An 18,163-nucleotide genomic window follows, 5' to 3' on the forward strand; every position below is an offset into this window, starting at 1 on the left:
CCCGGCCTCGTCAGATGTCAGTCGGCGGTTTTCCAGGCTGGCCCGTCAGCTTGGAAATCGCCTCACCCACTGCCATGTCGACGTCGACGGTTCCGTCGATGGCTTGGGTGACGATCGGTCCGACGTCGGTGAAGACGTCGGCATAGCGCGTCGCCGCGTCAAGCGTGGCGCTAGCAGCTCCGTCGCCGCCCTTGTTGTAGTTCTTCACGAACTGGGTGCCGGGCTCGTCGTCACCCCAGACCTGCGTTCCTCTGGCTTGGATCGCCTTGATTCGCTCTACCGATGCGTCGAGCTTGGCCTTCAAATCGTCGGCGATGGTGGCGAGCTGTATCGCGGCCCGCGCCGCTTGCTTCGGTCGCAGGAAAGTGCTGCCGTCGGTCATCGGAAGGCGTCTCCGCCCATCACCTCGTTGTCGAGGCGGGTGAAGAACGAGTCCAGGTCACCGTCGAGCTGCGCTCGAATGTCCTGCTGCGGAAGGAACGGCCGGCACAACTCGAGCGTTCGATCGGCGACCTGGCGAGAGCCTTGCTGGATGGTCTCGGTGATCGTCGATGCGAGCTTCCGCGAGTTGGGATCTCGATAAACCCGCGGATCGAGTTCGAGCTTGATGAGCTGACCGCGAGGACCGACCGTCGCCGTGACGAGCCGGTCATCGGACTGGACGACCACTCGGATCGCTTGGAGCTGCTGCTGCAACTCGGTGACACCGGAGCGCAAACGATGGAACTCTTCCATCAATTCGTCGGCCCGCGCCTGTAAACCACGTGCGTCCACGACGTGATGCCCTTCTGTGCGCGGCCCCGCCCTATCAGGAAAGCAGGCGGATGATCTTTCCGGGCCCAGTTCGCTTTCCTGAGTAGTGCACGTGTGACTGTCGAATATCAGTGAGGATTGAAGAGACTCGTGTTCTTCGCTTCCTGCGCCGACATGATCTCCGCCGAGCGCACAACGGCACCTTTGATGCTCGTCAACAGCTGTGTCAGGTCGGCGGACGCGCCGTCCCACTCGCGCTTGCGGACGAGGTAAGCGGCTTTCGCTGGTCCGTCCCACGTGGCGACCAACGGTTGGACGCCCCGCTCCAGCGCGTCCAACTCGGCGTTCAGCTTGTTGACGGCGCCCTGGATGTCCTCCGAGGCCTTCATGAGAGAGGCGAAGTTGACCGCGATTTCGTCGGATTGGTACGGCATGGCGTCTCCCCGGCTCAAAGCTGCAGCGCAGCGGTGATCGAGCCGGCCGTGGCGCCGGCGGCATCCATCTCGGACTTCATCTCCTGGTCGCTCACGTTGTAGTTACGACCGGACGTGCCGACCGCTTCGGCAAGCGAGCGCAAGGACTTGTTCAGACGGCCCATGTCCTGGTCGAAACGGTCGCGGACCTGCTGGAACGACGCGCCGCCCTGGCCGAGCCACGCCGACTGCAGCGGCGTCAACTCACTCATCAAGGTGGTCAGCGTGTAGGTGAGCCGGTCGGCGACGTCATCAACGTCCTTCTCGGACCTCACCATCGTGGCGGTGTTCGCGCGCATGTTGCTCCTCACCCCGTCGGATCGCTGGCGGCGACGGTAGTGAACCGGCCGCACCAGGAGGCGGCTATCCACCGCCACTCCGCAGCTACACGCAGGGCTGTGGAAAACGGTTCACAGCTACGACAGGCGCGCTAACTTTCTGTCAACCACTAGGGCCGGAGCAAGCCGTAGATGCCGACGCCGGCGAGAGCGAGGACGGCAACCATGACACTGGCGAACGCTGCACCCGCGAGACGGCGGAACGGCATCTGCGCTGGGTCGGTCTCCCGCATGACCAGCGCGGACACGAACCGCTGAACAAGGAACTGGTACGACTGCAGCTGGTCTTTCTTGGAGGCCATCGCACGCTCTCCTCTCGGTGGCTCCGGCCCGGCGCGGTGGAATCACCATAAAGAGTGGGGTTCTCGGACAACCGGCAATCGCGAGGATCGGCCGAGGTGGAGACTGGGGTGGTTGGTTTCGCGAGGGAGGGAGGAGCCATCGTCAGCCGCGATGAAGCTGCGGAGTTGGCGTCTCGGTGGCTCGGGGTGCCTGGGGATGTCGTCGAGCTTCGGGAGTTCGACGAAGGGTGGGTGGCTTTTCGGGGGGTGGCTGATGCGGTGGCGGGGGTGCTGCCGGATCGGGTTGGGGATGCGCGGGTGGTGGTGGATCGGGTGACGGGGAAGGTCACCAGTTGGCCGCCGCTGCCGGTAGAGGAGATCATCGCGCGAAGCCGGGGGACTGAGATGAGGCGATTTCCGACAGATATCGAGGATTATTTGCGGAAATCGGGCTGGCATCCTGGTCGCTCTATACCTGACGAGGATATTGACCGGTTTGCCCTACACCTAGGCGGCTTGCCGGCACGACCTCGGGCGACATTCGGTGTCGTGGACGAAACGAGGGCGGTTCTTCGCGAATTCGGCGGGCTGGTGATCGATCGACCTGGCTGGGTCACGTGGGCGATGCAGCCAGCAGATTTTGATCCCGATATGGCCTTGGTCGGCGGCTTGGATTCGAAGATTGGGCAAGCCATTACACCAATCGGTGCCATGATCTCACCCTTCAACACGGAAATTCTCATGTCGGAGGATGGACGCGTCTTTTACGCAAGCGAAGCGGGCCACAGCCACTATCTGCTAGGCGAGACCTTCGACTGGGCGCTGGTCAGAGCGCTACAAGGCGATGATCGCATTCTGCCGTGGGTAGGAAGAGACGGGCAGATCCACTACACCGACTTCGCGGGGGAGCCCATTGATCCAGCGACTACGAGGGGTCCGTCAAGCGGCGAGGGACTGGACGTAGCCGAAGAGGCCCAGCACTCCACAGATCAACGGGACGACGGCTAGCACCAGCGCAACGTCCAACAACTCAGCCAGCCGACCGAAATACGGCGACGGCGGCCGCCGGCTGTAAACCACCCCGGCCGCCAACGCCACTCCCCCCACCCCCACGAACACCAATGGCCCCACCGACGCGTCCAGCACGAACAGCGTCACGCACCCCACCCCGACAACCCCCGCCACCAGCAGCGGCACCCGCTGCCGAACGGTCGCCAGCAGGCGCGCTCGCAGCATCAACGCCAACGCGACCACCCCGACGAGCACCGCCGCCGTGACGTCACGAGTGCGCGCGAGCACCACGAACCCCACGCCGATCACGACAGCGATCCCGAGCAGCGCTCCCGTCAGCACGTCGTCGGCTCGAGCCACGGCCGCGTACACCGCCCGGCGACTCGGTCCTGGCGACACGTCCGCCATCAGTTCGTCCGCCGACCGCGGCAACGTCGGCAGCGGCACCCGACCCATCCGCATCGCCACCAGCGGCAACATCGGAACGACGAGCAGCGCGACCCCCACCACCACGGCCGCCGCCCCTCGGGGCGGAGTTCCGGGCAAACCGCCGCCCAGCACGCCGAACAACCCGGTCACGAAAGCGCCGACAAAAGCCCACCCCACATCGCCGACCGCCAAGTAGCCGAGCGCCGCCACCACCAGGAGGCACACCGAGCCGAAGAGCACCTGCTCAGTGGTGAGCCATCCCATCCGCGTGGACCCGGACGCCAGCACCGCGCCGCCGACGAACCCATAAGGCAGGCCCACGATCGACACAATCGCACCAGCGACCGAGTCGGAGAGGACCCGCGACAGCAATCCACCGATGCCGACGAACGCGACGGCCATGGCCAGCAGCACCGCACCCACCGCGGAAGCCGGACCCGCGGAGAGCACCGCGACCAGCCCCAACAGGAACAGCGACGCCGCGAAGATCAGCCCGGTGAGTCGCGTGGCCGCCGGGGACCACGCCCGCCCCTGCCGACGCGCGCCGGCCGCCACGGCGTCGGCGAGGTCGTCGTAATCCAGCTCGGGCCACTCGGTGCGTTGCGGCACGAGGTGCAACACCTCGCCGTCGCGAATGCCCTGCTCACCCAGGGTTTTCTCCGGGTCCAACGGCCCGCCGTCCGATCGCCGGAGCAACCAGCCGCCGTGCGCCTGCCCGTCGTCGGCCAGCCCTTCGCCGGCGTGACGTAAGAGGGTCGGAAGCAGCTCCGCCAGTGACGGCGCCTCCGGCAACGCGAGGTCGACGCGACGGCGTGGCGCGGCGAGCGTGATCCGAGCGAGCCCGTCTGCGCTGGTTGTCGACACCGGACGCTCCTTTATCCACAACCCTGTTCACGAGCGAGACGCCCGTCACCGCACTTCTTTACGATAGGTGACACCAGAATCACACGGAGGGAGGATCGGTGGGCACGGTCATCGTCAAGCGGCCACCGCGCCGCCCTGCGCCAGGATTCCCCGAGGGCGAGCTGATCCTGGACGCGCCTCCAGCGATCCCGCCGCCCAGCGGCCGCGCGTGGGGCCAGGCCATGATGATGTTGCCGATGCTCGCCGGGTCCGCGGCGATGGCGCTGATGTTCGCCGGCACCGGCGGCGCGGGCAGCACGCTGCGCTGGGTGACCGGCGGCCTGTTCGGCCTCTCCGCGATCGGCATGCTCAGCACTCAACTCGGGTCGTACTCCGGGCAGCCGGGCAAGCAGCAGATGGCGTCGCAGCGACGCGAGTACATGCGTCACCTGGCCCAGCTGCGCCGACGCACCCGCACCGCCGTGCAGACGCAGCGCGACGCGATGTTCTACCGCCATCCGGAGCCGGCCACGCTGTGGGCCACCGTGTCGAGCTTCCGCCTCTGGGAACGCCGCCCCGCTGACGACGACTTCGGAGTCGTCCGCATCGGTATCGGCCCGCAGGATCTGGCCACTCCGATGGTCCCTCCGGCGATCACCGCGTCCGACGATCTCGAGCCGCTCTGCGCCCAGGCTCTCCGCCGGTTCGTCACCACGTACGCCGTAGTTCCCGACATGCCAGTGGCACTGGCTCTGAACGGCTTCGCCCGCATCTATCTACGGGGCGACAACAACCACGTGCACGGGCTGGCCCGTGCGTTGCTGGCCCAGGTCACTACTTTCCACGCTCCGGACGACATGCGCGTGGTCATTTGTGCCGCACCCGACCGGATGGCCCGCTGGGAGTGGGTCAAGTGGCTCCCGCACGCGCAGCACCCTGAGCGCACGGATGCGCTCGGGCCCGTACGGCTCGTCGCCCCGACCGTCGTGGCCGCGGAGGCGATGCTCGACGACCTGCTCTCCGGTCGACCTCGCTGGAACCCGACCGGCGCGGGCCAGGAAGTGGCGCCACATCTGGTTGTTCTCTTCGACGGTGCCGATCCAGCTGGGTCCGATCATCTGGCCACCGATACCGGCATCGAAGGCGTCACGCTCATTGACCTGGCGGCCCCGCCGCCCCGGTTGCTCGACGCCTCGGCGCTGGTGCTCGACGTCGATCGGGCCGGCCGGCTCCGCAGCACCACGATGGAGGGTGACGCCGACATCGGCACCGCCGATGATCTGGGCGCGGCGCAGGCCGAAGCGCTGGCGCGACATGTCGCTCCGCTGCGGCTTTCCGCGGTTACCCGCGGCGAACGTCCGCTCACCGCGGAGATGGAGCTGGCGGAACTCCTCAATCTGGGTGAGCCCCGGCAGTTCGATCCGGTCAACGCCTGGCGTCCCCGGCCGAGCCGCGAACGGCTCCGGGTTCCGATCGGCGTCGGGCAGAACGGCGCCGTGGTCGAGCTCGATCTGAAGGAGTCGGCGCAGGACGGCATGGGCCCGCACGGTCTGCTGATCGGCGCCACCGGTTCGGGCAAGAGTGAGCTGCTGCGCACGCTCGTGCTCGCTCTCGCCTCCACGCACTCGTCGGAACTGCTGAACTTCGTCTTGGTCGACTTCAAGGGCGGCGCGACGTTCACCAAGCTCGATCGGCTGCCGCACACCAGCGCGGTGATCACGAACTTGGAGGACGAACTGCCGCTGGTCGATCGCATGACCGACGCGATCAATGGCGAGATCCGCCGTCGCCAGGAAGTGCTCCGGGCCGCCGGCAAGTACGAGTCGGTCCGCGATTACGAGAAGGCCCGGGCCGCGGGTGCTCCGCTCGATCCGCTGCCGAGCCTGCTGATCATCTGCGACGAGTTCAGCGAACTGCTCAGCGCCAAGCCTGACTTCATCGACATGTTCGTGCAGATCGGCCGGTTGGGTCGCTCACTCGGCGTCCATTTGCTGCTCGCCTCCCAGCGTCTCGAGGAAGGCCGTCTCCGCGGGCTCGACGGGCACCTCTCCTATCGCATCGGTCTGCGGACTTTCTCCTCGATGGAGAGCCGCGTGGTTCTCGGTGTGCCCGACGCGTACGAACTGCCCCGCGCTCCTGGCCACGGCTACCTGAAGTTCGGCACCGAGGAGATGACGCGCTTCCGTGGCGCGTACGTCTCCGGCGTCTACCGTGAGGGCGGCCGCCGCGCCAAGAGTCCGAGCGTCGAGAGCACGCCGGTGCGGCTGTTCTCCACGGCCTACCAACCATTACGCGGCGAGCAGCAGGACGCGATCGAAGCACCCGCTCCGGACCCTGACGAAGGCGTCGGAGAGAGCCTGCTCGACATCCTTGTCGAGCGGTTGCATGGCCGCGGAGTTCCGGCACACCGGGTCTGGCTCCCGCCGCTCGACGAACCGGCGACGCTCGACCAGTTGCTCCCACCGCTGGCGGTGGAACCCGGCCGGGGATTGACGGTCACCGACCCCACTCGCCGTGGAGCGCTCCGGGCCGTCGTCGGCCTCGTCGATCGTCCGCTCGAGCAGCGCCGCGACCTGCTGACGCTGGACTTCTCCGGTAGTCAGGGGCATGCCGTAGTGGTCGGAGGGCCACAGAGCGGCAAGAGCACGCTGCTGCGCTCGATCGTCGCCGCGCTCGCGCTGTGCCAGACGCCGCAGGAAGCACAGTTCTACTGCCTCGACTTCGGCGGCGGGGCCCTCGCCGCACTGCGCGACCTTCCGCACGTCGGTGGAGTGGCGAGCCGTCTGGAGCAGGGCCAGGTACGTCGAACCGTCGCCGAGCTGCGAACCCTCCTGCTCGATCGGGAACGCCGATTCGCCCGGTACGGCATCGACGGCATGGCCACCTACCGGCGGCGGCGCTGGCAAGGCGAGTTCGGCGACGACCCGTTCGGTGACGTCTTCCTGGTGGTCGACAACTGGCTGACGCTCCGCAACGACTTCGAGGAGCTCGAAGCCCAGGTCACCGACCTGGCCAACCGTGGCCTCTCGTACGGCATCCATGTGCTGATCAGCGCCTCGCGGTGGATGGACGTCCGACCGGCGCTGCGTGACGTCCTCGGTACGCGCCTCGAACTCCGCCTCGGTGAGCCCGCGGACTCCTACCTGGATCGCCGTACCGCGCTGAACGTTCCCGACAGCACGCCCGGGCGAGGTATCACCGCCGACAAGTTCCATTTCCTCGGGGCACTTCCGCGTGCGGACAGCCGGTCGGAAATCGCCGACCTGAGCGACGGCGTGGCGAAGCTCGTGCAGGACCTGGCGAATGCCTGGTCGGGTCCGACGGCTCCCCCCGTCCGTTTGCTTCCGGCCGAGGTGCCCTACGCGTCGCTCAGCGGCCCGGGGACACTCATCGGAATCGCGGAGGCCGACCTCGGTCCGGTCTCCATCGACTTCACCGTCGACCCGCACTTCCTGGTGTTCGGCGACTCCGAGGCCGGCAAGACCGCGTTCCTGCGCCAGCTCGCCCGGAGAATCACCGACTCCCACGCGCCCGACGAAGCTCGGCTGATCGTCGTCGACTACCGCCGGACGCTGCTCAACGCGGTCTCGCCCGACCATCTGATCGGATACGGCTCCTCCGCGCTGGTCACCGAGCAGATCGTCGACGAGGTGGCCACCGTGATGCGCAACCGGCTCCCCGGGCCGGACGTCACCCCCGAGCAACTCCGTGACCGCACTTGGTGGCGCGGTCCGGACCTGTATTTCCTCGTCGACGACTACGACCTCGTGTCGTCGGGGTCGACCAACCCGCTCAGCCCGCTCTTCGAGCTACTGGCGCAGGCCCGTGACATCGGTCTGCATCTGATCGTCGCCCGGCGAAGCGGCGGGGCCGGGCGGGCTCTCTACGACCAACTCCTGTTGCGTCTGCGTGAGCTCGGCTCGTCCGGCCTCGTGATGTCCGGCGACCGGGACGAAGGTGTCCTGCTCGGCAACGTCCGCCCGCAGGCGCTGCCTCCCGGGCGGGCCTGGTTGGTGACCCGAAAAGAAGGCTCCCGGCTGATCCAGCTCGGATGGCTTCCGCCGTCCAGCTGACGCCCTCCGTGAACCTGCGGCATGGGTCAACCGTGGTAAATCCGCACGCTCAGCGACAGCAGAAATGGGGAGCGTCATGGCTGACCGCGATGAGACCGTCCGCGCCAGCTTGCCGGCGCTACGCCGGTTCGGCGCAGACGTGAAATCGACCGGACAGGACGACCTGGTGACCGGACTCGGCAATAACTTCGCGGCCTCGATGTCCCAGCACGTTCTGGGGTTCATGGGAACCGGAACGGGCAGCGGCACCTACCCGGTGGCTCCGCTGGGCGAGGCCGTTCACTTCGGCCGCCTGATGGCCGACTACGCCCAGGCGGCCGGGCGGTTCGCCGGGGACGCTGTCCTCGGCCTGGTCTCGCTCGGGTTGGCCGCCGAAGGCATCGCCACCCAGTACAGCGACGGTGACGCGCTGAGCAGCGCCACGATCGAACAGGTCGCGGACGCATTCGTGCCGCAACTCGGAGATCCGCAGCCGGCCGCCGAGTCGCACGAGGAGAAGCCGGCGGATTCGAAAAAGGCGACGGATGACCTGACGGGGCACCACGCGGGCGCACCGGAGCGGGGCGAGCGCCCCAAGCTCCCGGGCGGCGGCCCGGACGTTCCCGATGCGGACTCCGCCGAGTACAAGAACCGGCCCTTCCAACTGTGACCGGAGGGGACATGGAGGACTACTACGGCTACACGTGGGAGCCGGGCAGCGTCCGCGTCGCGGAGCACGACACCTACGTGCCGGAAGGCACCACGCACCTGCAGCAAGCCACCGACTTCACCGACGAGGTGAAGGTCGCGCACATCCGCGTGCTCTGGCCGATGATCGAAGGCCTCGACGCCACCAAGATCGCCGACCTCGCCGGCAGCTGGCGAACGCTTTCGACGCAGCTCACCAGCGCCAAGAACGGCCTGAGCGGCGCGGGTGGGCGGCTGGCTCCGCAGTGGACCGGAGAGGCATCCCGGGCCTTCCTGGAGCGGGTCGGTGGCTCGTTGTTCTCGCTCGATCAATGGATCGAGGCCGCGTCCACCAACGCCGCAACGATCGGTCGGCTCGCCGACGACGTGCGAACAACGCAGCCGAAGGTGCGGCGTATTTACCAGGATTGGCTCACCGAGTCGGCGAACGAGCGCGCCAAACGCGACAAGGATGCCCAGGCCATCACCGGGCAGGATTTGAATGACCTCGTCGGCATGCTGAGCGAGAGCAACTCGATCGCCGACGGCGGATTCCTGTACCGCTGGGCGCGCGATTCAGTGCCGCAGGACGAGATCGACCGGAAGTACACCGCTCTGGCGCTTCCGCTGGTCAAGAAGCTCGCCGACCACTTCTCGTCGGCGGCGACGACCGGGATCACGCTGCCGGGCAAGTTCAAAGGTCCGACCACGTTCAAGTCCGTTCGGCCGACGTTCCCCAGCGCTCCCGGTCTGCCCGCAGTAAAGCCCGCCACGCCCGCGATTCCGGTCGTCGCGCCCCCAACGGTTCCCTCGGTCGAGGCACCATCGGGCGCACTGCCGGGCCCGCCCGCGCTACCCGGCGCACGGCCCCCGGCCGTTCCGGTTCTGGCAGCGCGGCCACCCACTGCCCCGGTCCTGGCTGCTCGACCGCCCATCACCCCAGTTCTGGGGGCTCGACCGCCCATCGCGCCGGGAAGTACGCCCATCGCCCGGCCGGCCTCGGCGCCTGCGCTACCGGCGTTGCCTGGTCGCACTGCACCCCGGGCTGCTCGCCCCACCGTGCCGCCGGTTTCCGGTCAGGGAAGACGGGGCCCAGGCAAGCCCGCTGTGCCCGCCCTCCCGGGCCGCACCCGTGGGATGCCTGGTGTCCCGCGAAAAGGATTGACTCAGCGCGCGGGCGCCCTTCCACCCGCGGTCGGGCCGCGCCTTGGCGGCCGATCCGCGCCGGTCGGCTCGAGCCGCACTGAAAAAACACTGCCCAAGGCAGCTCCGCCACACCTTCCCGGCCGAATCGGTGACCCACTAAAGCCCATATCGACGTCCGGCAGCGTGCCCTCCGAGTTCCGGCGCGCCCGGTCGACGGCCAACGAGCCAGGCGCGGATCCGTCCGCGATCGTCCCGCGCTCTCCAACCCCGCCCTCGCTCGGAGGCCGCCGCGGTTCGACGCCTCTCGCGGCGTCCGCTCCTGCCATGGCGTCCGCTCCTGAACTCACCGGGCGAGCCGCTCCGCACGGAATCCAGCCACCCGACACCCGTCCGGCCGTGGAGGGCCGTCGTACCGGCCCCGACTTGGTGTCCATGCCGGAGGAGTCGTTCGCTCCGGCGGAGTCGGCGCCTCCCGTGATCGAGCGCCCGACTGCTCCCGCTGCCCAGCCGGCCGGGCCTGCTCTCGGCCGAGCGTCGGAATCGTAAGGAGGGACCATGACCGTCGATCCGAGTACGCCCGAGCGTTCCAGCGGTGGCCGTCATGCCGCTCCATCGCCGGCGGAGACGCCCGGTGCTACTCGCCTCGGCATGGTGGCGCCGGGTTGGGACGTTGCCGCGTCTGCTCCTACGGGGGCTGACCCGTCTCCCGGCGGAGACTCAGCACCACCTGGGACATCAACGTGGCCCATGCGGCCGACTACCCCCGGCCAACTGCCAGCCGCGGCAGCCCACTCGGAGACTGCGTTCGGTCAACCAGGTCAAGCGGGGGTTGTCGCTGGGCCCGTCCTTCCCGCTCTGCGATCAGACCTCAGTGGGGACCAAGTCCCGGCACCTCACCGGCTTGCAGCTGCGCAACCCGATCCCGCCACCCGCTCCCAGGCGGCGCGGCACCAGGGCGCGCCGCATCCGAGCGCGCCTTACCAGACCGCGTCGCATCCGGGCGCGCCCCACCAGACCGCGCCCCACCAGACCGCGCCCCACCAGACCGCGCCCCACCAGACCGCGCCGCACCAGAGCGCGCCGCATCCGAGCGCCCCCCACCAGACCGGACACCACCAGGAGATGGGTTTCCAGGCAGTGGCGCCCCGCCCAGAACTGAGGCCGCAGCGCCCTGAGCTGGCACCCCGCGCACTCGAGCCCCATCAACGACCAGCGCCCTTCCCCGGCGTCAATCCGGCTCCGCGCCCTTACGCGGCGCCGTACCCCGGGTCGGGGGTGTCGCGGGAGCTGGAGCCTCACCCAGCGGTGGGTTCTGATTCGGCGCCGCGTTCCTGGCCAGTGTCACCGGCGGAATCGGAGTCCCGCCCCAGCCCAGCGGCGCATGCGAACTCAGTGCCTCCCACGAGCGGAGTTGTGCACCCGGACGAAGAATCGCGCTCGAGCCCGGCGGCTCACGTGTCTTCAGACCCGCGCTCTGCCACTAGGGCGCACCCGGAGGCGGCATCTCGTGCCAGCGCTACGGCGTATCCCGCATCGGCAGGCCATCCCGGCGCCCAAGTGCACACAGGACCAGTGCCTCCTTCCAGCGCTGGACCGCGGTCAGACCTGGCACCTCACCCAAGCGCTGGGGCGCGCATGGAGCCGGCGCCTCATCTGAGTTCTGGCGCGCGTTCACAGTTGGCACATCATCGCGGCGCTGCAGAACGTTCGGAACCAGCGCCTCACGGCAGCGCTGGGGCGCGTTCAGATCTTGTGCCCCACCTACGCGCTGGAGCGGGCATGGAGTCGGCGCCTCATCCCGGTGCTGGAGCGCGGTCAGAAGTGGCGCTTGCTCTCGGCGCTCACATGCGGTCGGAGGTGGCACCTAATCTCGACGCTCACATGCGGTCGGAGGTGGCACCTAATCTCGACGCTCAGATGCGGTCGGAGGTGGCGCCTCGTCCCGGCGCTGAAGCGCGTTCTGAAGTGGGACCGCATTCCGCCGCTGGAGCCCGTCGGGAACCGGCTACTTACCCAAGCGCGGGCGCAGGCGCAGGTGCTGGCTCGGGCTCGGTGGGTCGCGCGGTGGTGCAGCCAGGGCCGGTGGGCGGACATCCGGCGCAGCCACGGCTCGGAGCGACGGCGGCTCCAGCGGCCGGGGGCGTTGCCCGCCCGGTCGCAACCGGTCGCGTGGTAGCTCCAGCCCGCGCCACTACAGCCGTCCCTCACGCCGCCGCAACGCCGTTGATCGCCGCCCCGCGCACGACCGCACCGCGCGCCGCGGTCCCGCAAGCTTTAGCGCCGCACACCACCGCATCCCATGGCGCCGCATCCCATGGCGCCGCACCCCACACCGCCGCATCCCATGGCGCCGCACCCCACACCGCCTCACCCCACACCGCCGCATCCCACAGCGCCGCACCCCACACCGCCCCAGCCCACAGCGCCCCAGCCCACAGCGCCCCAGCCCACAGCGCCCCAGCGCACGGCACCGCACCCCACACCGCCGCAGCCCATGCCGTCGCGGCTCGAGCGACCGCGGCTCGAGCGACCGCAGCTCGAGCGACCGCAGCTCGAGCGACCGCAGCTCAAGCGGGCGCAGCCCGCGCTGCCTCAACCCATCTCGCCGCAGTCCACCGCGGCTCAGGTCGACTCGCCGCTCCTCACCCCGCGGCGTCTGCTGCCGCGGCGGCGGCTACTACCCCACGCAAACCGACCACCCGAAACGTCCGTGTCCACCTGGGGCAGATCGCCTGTTGGCAGGCCATCGCTGCGGCGCTCGTCGCGACGATTGGCCGCCCCTTTGGTCTCGCCGTTGCGGTCGCTGGCCTTTCAGGGCTCGCGCTTGGCCTCACCGCAGTTCGGTTTCGGGGTCGTTGGGGCTACGAGTGGCTCGGGTTGGCGGCCCGCTACTCACTCCGTCGGCGTAGCTGGCGACGGACCGATGAGCTCGAGCCTTTGGTCCTCACTGCCGTCTCTCCCGGCGCGCGCATCGGCGAGATCGACCTTCCGAACTGCACCGGTGGTGTTATCGCTCATGAAGGCGGCCTCACGGCCGTGCTTGAGATCGAACCGGAGCTCGATACACCGGCGCCGCTTCCGCCGCTTCTTGCGCTGCTGCCGATGGCCGAGGTGGGGGAGCCGCCGATCACAGCGCAGATCGTGGTCGAGACCGTTCCGGTGTCGGATTCAGCAATACCCGCCCGTCGTCATGGCTGGGTTGCTCTGCAGGCCGTGCGCACCAACGATCGGTCTGGTTCCGACGTCGACGAGCTTCGGGCCGCGCTTACTGGTGCGATACGTCGTACGCAGCGGCGGCTCGGCAAGTCGGGGTTCAGTTCTCGCGTGCTCGGGGCGCAGGAGCTTGCCGGCACGATCGAGGAACTCGGGTACGACGGGGAGGCGATCGTCGAGGAGTGGGCGCACTGGCGTACGCCTGCTTGCGTTGCGGTCACGCTTTCGGTGGTCGCGAGCGGTGATCTGTCGGTGATCGATCGCTTGCCGGAGGTCGCGGGGGTGCCTACGGTGCTGGCGCTCGGCATCCGGCGCGTCGGTCGGGGCGCCAACGCCAACGCCACGGCCGGCGCAGCAAACACCAGCATCGAGAGCGGCGACCAAAGCGGCGTTGAGGTCGAGGCCTCGGTTCGGCTTGTGGCGGCCACTCAGCGCGACGCCGACCGAGCCGCCTCGGCCGTGAACGCGGCGGGTGCGGCATGGGGGCTTCGGCTCCGTCGGATGGACGGTGAGCACGTCCACGGCGTGGCTTCGACCCTTCCGCTAGGAGCGTTCCTCCGATGACGCGGCGGCGACCTCCGCTGGCTGAGCGTCGGCCGGCCTCCGCTGTCTCCCCGGGACACGTGCCCACGCACGTCGTTTCAGGCTCCGGCTCGGCGCTGTCCCTTCGAGTCGGTGGCGACGGCGTAGTGCTCGGTCATCAGCAGAGCGCACCGCTCAGCGTTCGCCTCTTTCGTTCCGCTCACACCCGAGCGTTATTCGTCGGCTCTCCGGCTTGTGCACAGCTCATCGCCTACCGCGCCCTGGCTACCGGCGCACACGTCATCGTCAATACGGCCCGCCCACGCGTCTGGGCACCGATCGCCGCCCACGGCGCACTCATCCAGCCGTTCGACGCCCACCCGGAAACCGCCGACGGCCTACCCGTCCCGCCGTTCGACACCCACTCGGAAACCGCCGACGGCCTGCCCGTCCCGCCCACCCACAACGGCGAACCCGATCTAACCAACCAGGACACCCGAAACAAACCCACCCCTGAAGCCGCCCACCGCACCCAACCACTTCTCTACATCAACGACGCCCCGACACCACCCGACCTACCCACCACCCCCTGGACCACCGTCCTCACGATCCGCGAAGCACTAACCCCTCGAGAAACCACCCTCATCGACCACGCGGACCTCCTCCTCCTGCAACCCCTCACCCCCCAAGAAACCGCCCTGATCCCCCAGAAAATCAGCCCCCACCAACCCCCAACCACCCTCACGATCGTGGATCGTCACCGCGTCCGTTCCGGGCACCTCCACATCACGCCGGTCGAGAACCACTATTTCGGGCCAGCTCTTCGAGGTCGATGACCACCTCGTCCTCCCGGACGTCCACCAGCTCCAGGGCACGCGCCCGAGCCCGATAGACCCCCCTCAAAACCCGCTCGCACCCCAACCTCTCGGCCACCACCGCGTTGCCCCCGGTGTACTCCACCAACGCGAAGCCGCCGTCAGCGAACGAGCGCACCAGCACCGGCTCACCACGCCACACCCCGACCACCCGCACGTACGTCAGCCGCGACACCGAGGACAGCGGAACCACTCGGCGCCACCGGCCCTCGCCCACGAGTTCGAAACCGTCCACCGCGGCGTCCGAGTACAGCCGGATCTCCGGTGACGGTGGTGCCGGGAACGCCTCGTACGTCTGGCCCTGCCAGACCGCCCGGTAGTTCATGAGCGCCGCACCATCAGCCAGCGCCGGTGGTCGGCGTCGAACACCGCGATGCGCCGCTCGGGGCCGTCGGCCGGGAGGTGGAAGATTTCGCTCCCGTGCGGCGGCAGCAGCCCGTCCACCTTGTACTCGCGGATCACCAGCGCCGGGCCGGCCACGAAACCGGTGCCACGGAACGGCGGCGGCTCGACGACCCAGCCCGACATCGCTTCCGCTCCGGCCTCGGAGGTCCAGCCGTACGGGATCCGGTACAGCGCCGGGTCGACCGAGAACCACCGCAGCAGATAGACGTCGTCAGAAGCCGGAAGACCGAGAGCTTCCAGCAACGAACCAGGAGACCCCGGCAGTCGAGCGTCGTCGCAGGCGTGCGCGAAACCGCTGATGTCGAGGGCCTCGCCACCGAGGTAGCCGGTCACCTGGTCGAACGTCACCACCATCTGCAGCAAGCCACCGCCGGTCGGCTCGCGGGCCAGCCTCGCCACCGTTCCCGCCTCCAGCAGCAGCTGCGACGGCAACCCCGGATCGACGGCCAGCCCCCACCTCGGATCCGGCCAGAACGCGGCGAGCTGCCGGAGCGCGATCGGCCGCGACGGTTCGGCGACCAACTCCGCCGACGAGAAGGCCGGCAGCCACGTCCGACCCGAGACCGACACCGTCGCCCACGTCAACGGCTCGACAGGCGGCACCGGCACCACGAGATCGGCGTCCCGCAGCGCGGCGAGCGCGGCACCCAGTTCGTCAGTCACAGCCCTGCGTGCTGACCTCCTCGGTGGCGCGCTTGCCCTGCACGGCGGCGTCGGAGACCTGGTCGACGCTGAGCGCGAAGCCGGTGTCCTTGTCGTCGACGGCGGCGGCGAAGACCACGCCGTAGACGGTGCCGTCCTTGGCGAGCAGCGGACCACCGGAGTTGCCGCTGCGAACCTGCGAGCGCAACATCAGGACCTCGCGCGTCACCTGCCCGGACTGGTAGATGTTCGGGCCCTTGATCGTCCGCTCGTCGCGGATGCGCGCGGCCGTGGCGGTGTACGGGCCGTCCTCCGGGTAGCCGACGACGATCGCGTCGTCGCCGCTGGACGCCCGCTGGTTGAAGTTGAGCACCGGGGCGTCGAGACCGTCGACGTCGAGCACGGCGACGTCCACGTTGGGGTCGTAGTAGACGACCTTCGCCTGGAACTTCTCGCCGAGGGACTCCACCTGGACGTCCTCGGTGCCGGCGACCACGTGGGCGTTGGTCATGACCCGGCCGTCGCTGTAGACGAAACCGGTGCCCTCGAGCCGGCGATCGCAGGACGGTGCCTGGCCGATGACCTTGACGATCGACTGCTCGGACGCCCGGACCACTTCCGAGCGCGTCAGCGCGTTGTCCGGCGGGGCGACCGGGCGCACCTCGGTGGGCGTGAGCGGGCCCAGCACCTGCGGGAAGTCGCCCTGCTCGACGACGTCACCGAAGCGGTCGTAGAGCGATCGCACGGTGTCGGGCACGGCGTCGTTGACGGCGGGGATGATGACCGACCGACGCACCTGCCCGGCGAGCCACGGCGAGGACGACGACGCGAGCGGCGTCGCCACCATCCACGCGACCAGGAGCAGCGCGATGACCGAGACGATCGACCCGCCGAAGCCGTCGACCACCCGCAGGCCGGACGAACGCATGCCGGCACGCACGCGGCTGCCGATCGCGACGGCGAGTACCTGACCGATCAGCGCACAACCGAAGGCGACCGCGAGCGCGGTCGCCACTTTGCTCGTCTGGCTCGCGAACTGGTTCGCGATGACCGGGGCTAACTGGACACCGAACAGCGCTCCCCCGAAGAACCCGACGAACGACAGTGCCCCGACGACGAACCCCTGGCGGTAGCCGCTCACGGCGAAGCCCACGATTCCGACGAGCAAAGCGAGGTCGAGGAGGCTTCCGTCCACTCGAGGTCCTTCCGGTGCGGTTTACGTCGCGGGCTAACTCATATCTCAACTCACGTCGATGACACCGACCATGTTCGACGTGAGGTGGAATGTGCAGACGAAGTCATAGCGCCCGCGACTGAGCGTGACCTCGATCGACCGTTCCTGGTCCTTGGAAACCAAGCCGGTGTTGATTTTGGCGGGACGGACCTCCAGATCGTGGGGCGTTCCGCCAATTGTCCGGAGGGTTATCCGCAACTTGCCAGGTTTGGCCCTGATTACTGACGGCTCGTAACGGAGCTGGTCGTCACCGGTAACCGTGATCGTCTGGATCCCGTCGGCGCCGGCTGTCGCGCTCGCCATCGTCGTCGGCGACTCTTGTGCCTCGCCGCCCGGCCCGCCGTTCGAGCAGGAGCCGACGACGAGCACGGAGAGTGCGGCGGCGATCACCGGCACCACGACGGCCGCCAGTGGGGTCAGAGCCCCGGGACGACGCGACAAATGCACAAGGCCACCGTAGCTAACTGCTACCAGGTCACCGGACGGCGTCCGGCGGACGTGTCCGCATCGCCAGCGCGAGATCCTCCGCCGGCAGATCACGCATCGAGTTGCGGTTCCACGGCTTCGCCCACCCGCCAAGCTCGAGGACGAACGAGATCAGACCCGCGGTGAAGCCCCAGACGAACATGTCGCAGACGTCGAAGCCGGGGCCGGCGATCCCGCTGGGGTGGCGGACGCGGAAGCGGTTGGACGGGTCGACGAGATCAGCGAGGGGCACCCGGGCGACGGTGGCGACCTCGGCGGGATCGGCCGGGCCGACCGTGTGCGGCCGCTCCCACCAACCGAGCACGCCGGTGACGACGAAGCCGGAGACCGGGATCAGCACGGGCGGGAGTTCGCCGATCACGTGGACCGAGGCCGGGTCGAGACCGACCTCCTCGTTGGCCTCGCGCAGCGCGGTGCCGACCGGCCCGTCGTCCCCCGGGTCGGTCGCGCCACCCGGGAACGCGGGCTGACCAGCGTGTTTACGCAAGGTCGCCGCGCGCTGCAGCAGGAGGACATCCGGCCCGTCCGGCCCATCGCCGAACAGGATCAGCACGGCGGACGGCCGGCCGCTCCCGTCGGGAGGTGGCACGAACCGGGAGATCTCTTCGCTGCGGACACGCGGCAACGCGTTCACCAGCTGGTGCAGCCACGGCGGGAGCTTCTCGACTCCGGGTTCGGGATGCCCGGGAGTGTCCGGACCTATGGTCGGGAAGCTCACTCCGGCACCGCTTCTCGCGTCGTCACCACACCAGAGTGCCCCCGCGGCGCGTCAT

The 18,163-nt window shown here is 68.9% G+C and carries 16 protein-coding genes and 1 pseudogene; 6 read left to right on the forward strand and 11 right to left on the reverse strand.

Translation table 11 applies throughout. The annotated features are described in order from the left end of the window. Positions 1 to 10: 10 nt before the first annotated feature. The 5 genes and pseudogenes from ABD437_RS28540 to ABD437_RS28560 form a co-directional block, all read right to left on the reverse strand. On the reverse strand, positions 11 to 382 hold the full coding sequence (locus ABD437_RS28540; RefSeq protein ID WP_344652025.1) for a hypothetical protein: 372 nt from the start codon (positions 380 to 382) through the stop codon (positions 11 to 13). Beyond that, the gene (locus ABD437_RS28545) at positions 379 to 774 is read right to left on the reverse strand and encodes a YbaB/EbfC family nucleoid-associated protein (RefSeq protein ID WP_344652026.1); all 396 of its coding nucleotides are present in this window, start codon (positions 772 to 774) and stop codon (positions 379 to 381) included. The genes ABD437_RS28540 and ABD437_RS28545 overlap by 4 nt, the downstream gene beginning before the upstream one ends. A gap of 107 nt (positions 775 to 881) precedes the next feature. Then, positions 882 to 1,187, reverse strand: a complete 306-nt coding sequence (locus ABD437_RS28550) for a WXG100 family type VII secretion target (protein ID WP_344652027.1) — start codon at positions 1,185 to 1,187, stop codon at positions 882 to 884. A 14-nt stretch (positions 1,188 to 1,201) separates the two neighbouring features. Next, positions 1,202 to 1,525 carry a WXG100 family type VII secretion target gene (locus tag ABD437_RS28555; RefSeq protein WP_344652028.1) on the reverse strand — a complete coding sequence of 108 codons (324 nt, stop codon included), beginning with the start codon at positions 1,523 to 1,525 and terminating at the stop codon, positions 1,202 to 1,204. A gap of 152 nt (positions 1,526 to 1,677) precedes the next feature. Continuing rightward, a pseudogene (locus ABD437_RS28560) lies at positions 1,678 to 1,866 on the reverse strand (type VII secretion protein EccB); the annotation flags it as partial. Between the two features lie 96 nt (positions 1,867 to 1,962). Here ABD437_RS28560 and ABD437_RS28565 point away from each other — a divergent pair. Continuing rightward, positions 1,963 to 2,853, forward strand: coding sequence for an SUKH-3 domain-containing protein (locus tag ABD437_RS28565; RefSeq protein WP_344652029.1), 891 nt, complete (start codon positions 1,963 to 1,965; stop codon positions 2,851 to 2,853). Here ABD437_RS28565 and eccD read toward each other — a convergent pair. After that, entirely contained in the window at positions 2,785 to 4,149 is a 1,365-nt protein-coding gene (eccD, locus tag ABD437_RS28570; protein WP_344652030.1) for a type VII secretion integral membrane protein EccD, read from the reverse strand. The genes ABD437_RS28565 and eccD overlap by 69 nt on opposite strands. A 98-nt stretch (positions 4,150 to 4,247) precedes the next feature. Here eccD and eccCa point away from each other — a divergent pair, with 98 nt between their 5' ends. From eccCa to ABD437_RS28595, 5 genes are all read left to right on the forward strand, one after another. Then, positions 4,248 to 8,201, forward strand: a complete 3,954-nt coding sequence (gene eccCa / locus ABD437_RS28575; protein ID WP_344652031.1) for a type VII secretion protein EccCa — start codon at positions 4,248 to 4,250, stop codon at positions 8,199 to 8,201. A gap of 64 nt (positions 8,202 to 8,265) precedes the next feature. Then, a complete protein-coding gene (locus tag ABD437_RS28580; RefSeq protein ID WP_344652032.1) occupies positions 8,266 to 8,850 on the forward strand; it encodes a hypothetical protein in 585 nt (194 codons plus the stop codon). Positions 8,851 to 8,861: 11 nt separating this feature from the next. Further along, positions 8,862 to 10,559, forward strand: coding sequence for a WXG100 family type VII secretion target (locus ABD437_RS28585; RefSeq protein ID WP_344652033.1), 1,698 nt, complete (start codon positions 8,862 to 8,864; stop codon positions 10,557 to 10,559). A 2,391-nt stretch (positions 10,560 to 12,950) separates the two neighbouring features. Beyond that, the gene (locus ABD437_RS28590; protein WP_344652034.1) at positions 12,951 to 13,790 is read left to right on the forward strand and encodes a type VII secretion protein EccE; all 840 of its coding nucleotides are present in this window, start codon (positions 12,951 to 12,953) and stop codon (positions 13,788 to 13,790) included. 59 nt (positions 13,791 to 13,849) lie between these two features. Continuing rightward, a complete protein-coding gene (locus ABD437_RS28595) occupies positions 13,850 to 14,584 on the forward strand; it encodes a hypothetical protein (RefSeq protein ID WP_344652035.1) in 735 nt (244 codons plus the stop codon). On the opposite strand, the gene ABD437_RS28600 is transcribed toward ABD437_RS28595, so the two are convergent. From ABD437_RS28600 to ABD437_RS28620, 5 genes are all read right to left on the reverse strand, one after another. Then, the gene (locus ABD437_RS28600; RefSeq protein ID WP_344652036.1) at positions 14,535 to 14,948 is read right to left on the reverse strand and encodes a hypothetical protein; all 414 of its coding nucleotides are present in this window, start codon (positions 14,946 to 14,948) and stop codon (positions 14,535 to 14,537) included. The genes ABD437_RS28595 and ABD437_RS28600 overlap by 50 nt on opposite strands. Beyond that, the gene (locus ABD437_RS28605; RefSeq protein WP_344652037.1) at positions 14,945 to 15,691 is read right to left on the reverse strand and encodes an SseB family protein; all 747 of its coding nucleotides are present in this window, start codon (positions 15,689 to 15,691) and stop codon (positions 14,945 to 14,947) included. Before ABD437_RS28605 ends, ABD437_RS28600 begins: the two co-directional genes overlap by 4 nt. Further along, the gene (locus ABD437_RS28610) at positions 15,684 to 16,865 is read right to left on the reverse strand and encodes a MarP family serine protease (RefSeq protein ID WP_344652038.1); all 1,182 of its coding nucleotides are present in this window, start codon (positions 16,863 to 16,865) and stop codon (positions 15,684 to 15,686) included. Before ABD437_RS28610 ends, ABD437_RS28605 begins: the two co-directional genes overlap by 8 nt. A 45-nt stretch (positions 16,866 to 16,910) precedes the next feature. Then, the gene (locus ABD437_RS28615; RefSeq protein WP_344652039.1) at positions 16,911 to 17,303 is read right to left on the reverse strand and encodes a cupredoxin domain-containing protein; all 393 of its coding nucleotides are present in this window, start codon (positions 17,301 to 17,303) and stop codon (positions 16,911 to 16,913) included. 76 nt (positions 17,304 to 17,379) lie between these two features. Further along, positions 17,380 to 18,093, reverse strand: a complete 714-nt coding sequence (locus ABD437_RS28620; RefSeq protein ID WP_425558277.1) for an NUDIX hydrolase — start codon at positions 18,091 to 18,093, stop codon at positions 17,380 to 17,382. Between the last annotated feature and the right edge of the window lie 70 nt (positions 18,094 to 18,163).

It is taken from the genome of Cryptosporangium japonicum (assembly GCF_039524755.1).
In the GTDB taxonomy this organism is placed as follows: Bacteria; Actinomycetota; Actinomycetes; order Mycobacteriales; family Cryptosporangiaceae; genus Cryptosporangium; species Cryptosporangium japonicum.

Bases quoted from the DNA above. Each gene is read 5' to 3' on its own strand.
- ABD437_RS28600 (WP_344652036.1), bottom strand. From the start codon at position 14,948: ATGAACTACCGGGCGGTCTGGCAGGGCCAGACGTACGAGGCGTTCCCG.
- ABD437_RS28555 (WP_344652028.1), bottom strand. From the start codon at position 1,525: ATGCGCGCGAACACCGCCACGATGGTGAGGTCCGAGAAGGACGTTGAT.
- ABD437_RS28580 (WP_344652032.1), top strand. From the start codon at position 8,266: ATGGGGAGCGTCATGGCTGACCGCGATGAGACCGTCCGCGCCAGCTTG.
- ABD437_RS28550 (WP_344652027.1), bottom strand. From the start codon at position 1,187: ATGCCGTACCAATCCGACGAAATCGCGGTCAACTTCGCCTCTCTCATG.
- ABD437_RS28540 (WP_344652025.1), bottom strand. From the start codon at position 382: ATGACCGACGGCAGCACTTTCCTGCGACCGAAGCAAGCGGCGCGGGCC.
- ABD437_RS28585 (WP_344652033.1), top strand. From the start codon at position 8,862: ATGGAGGACTACTACGGCTACACGTGGGAGCCGGGCAGCGTCCGCGTC.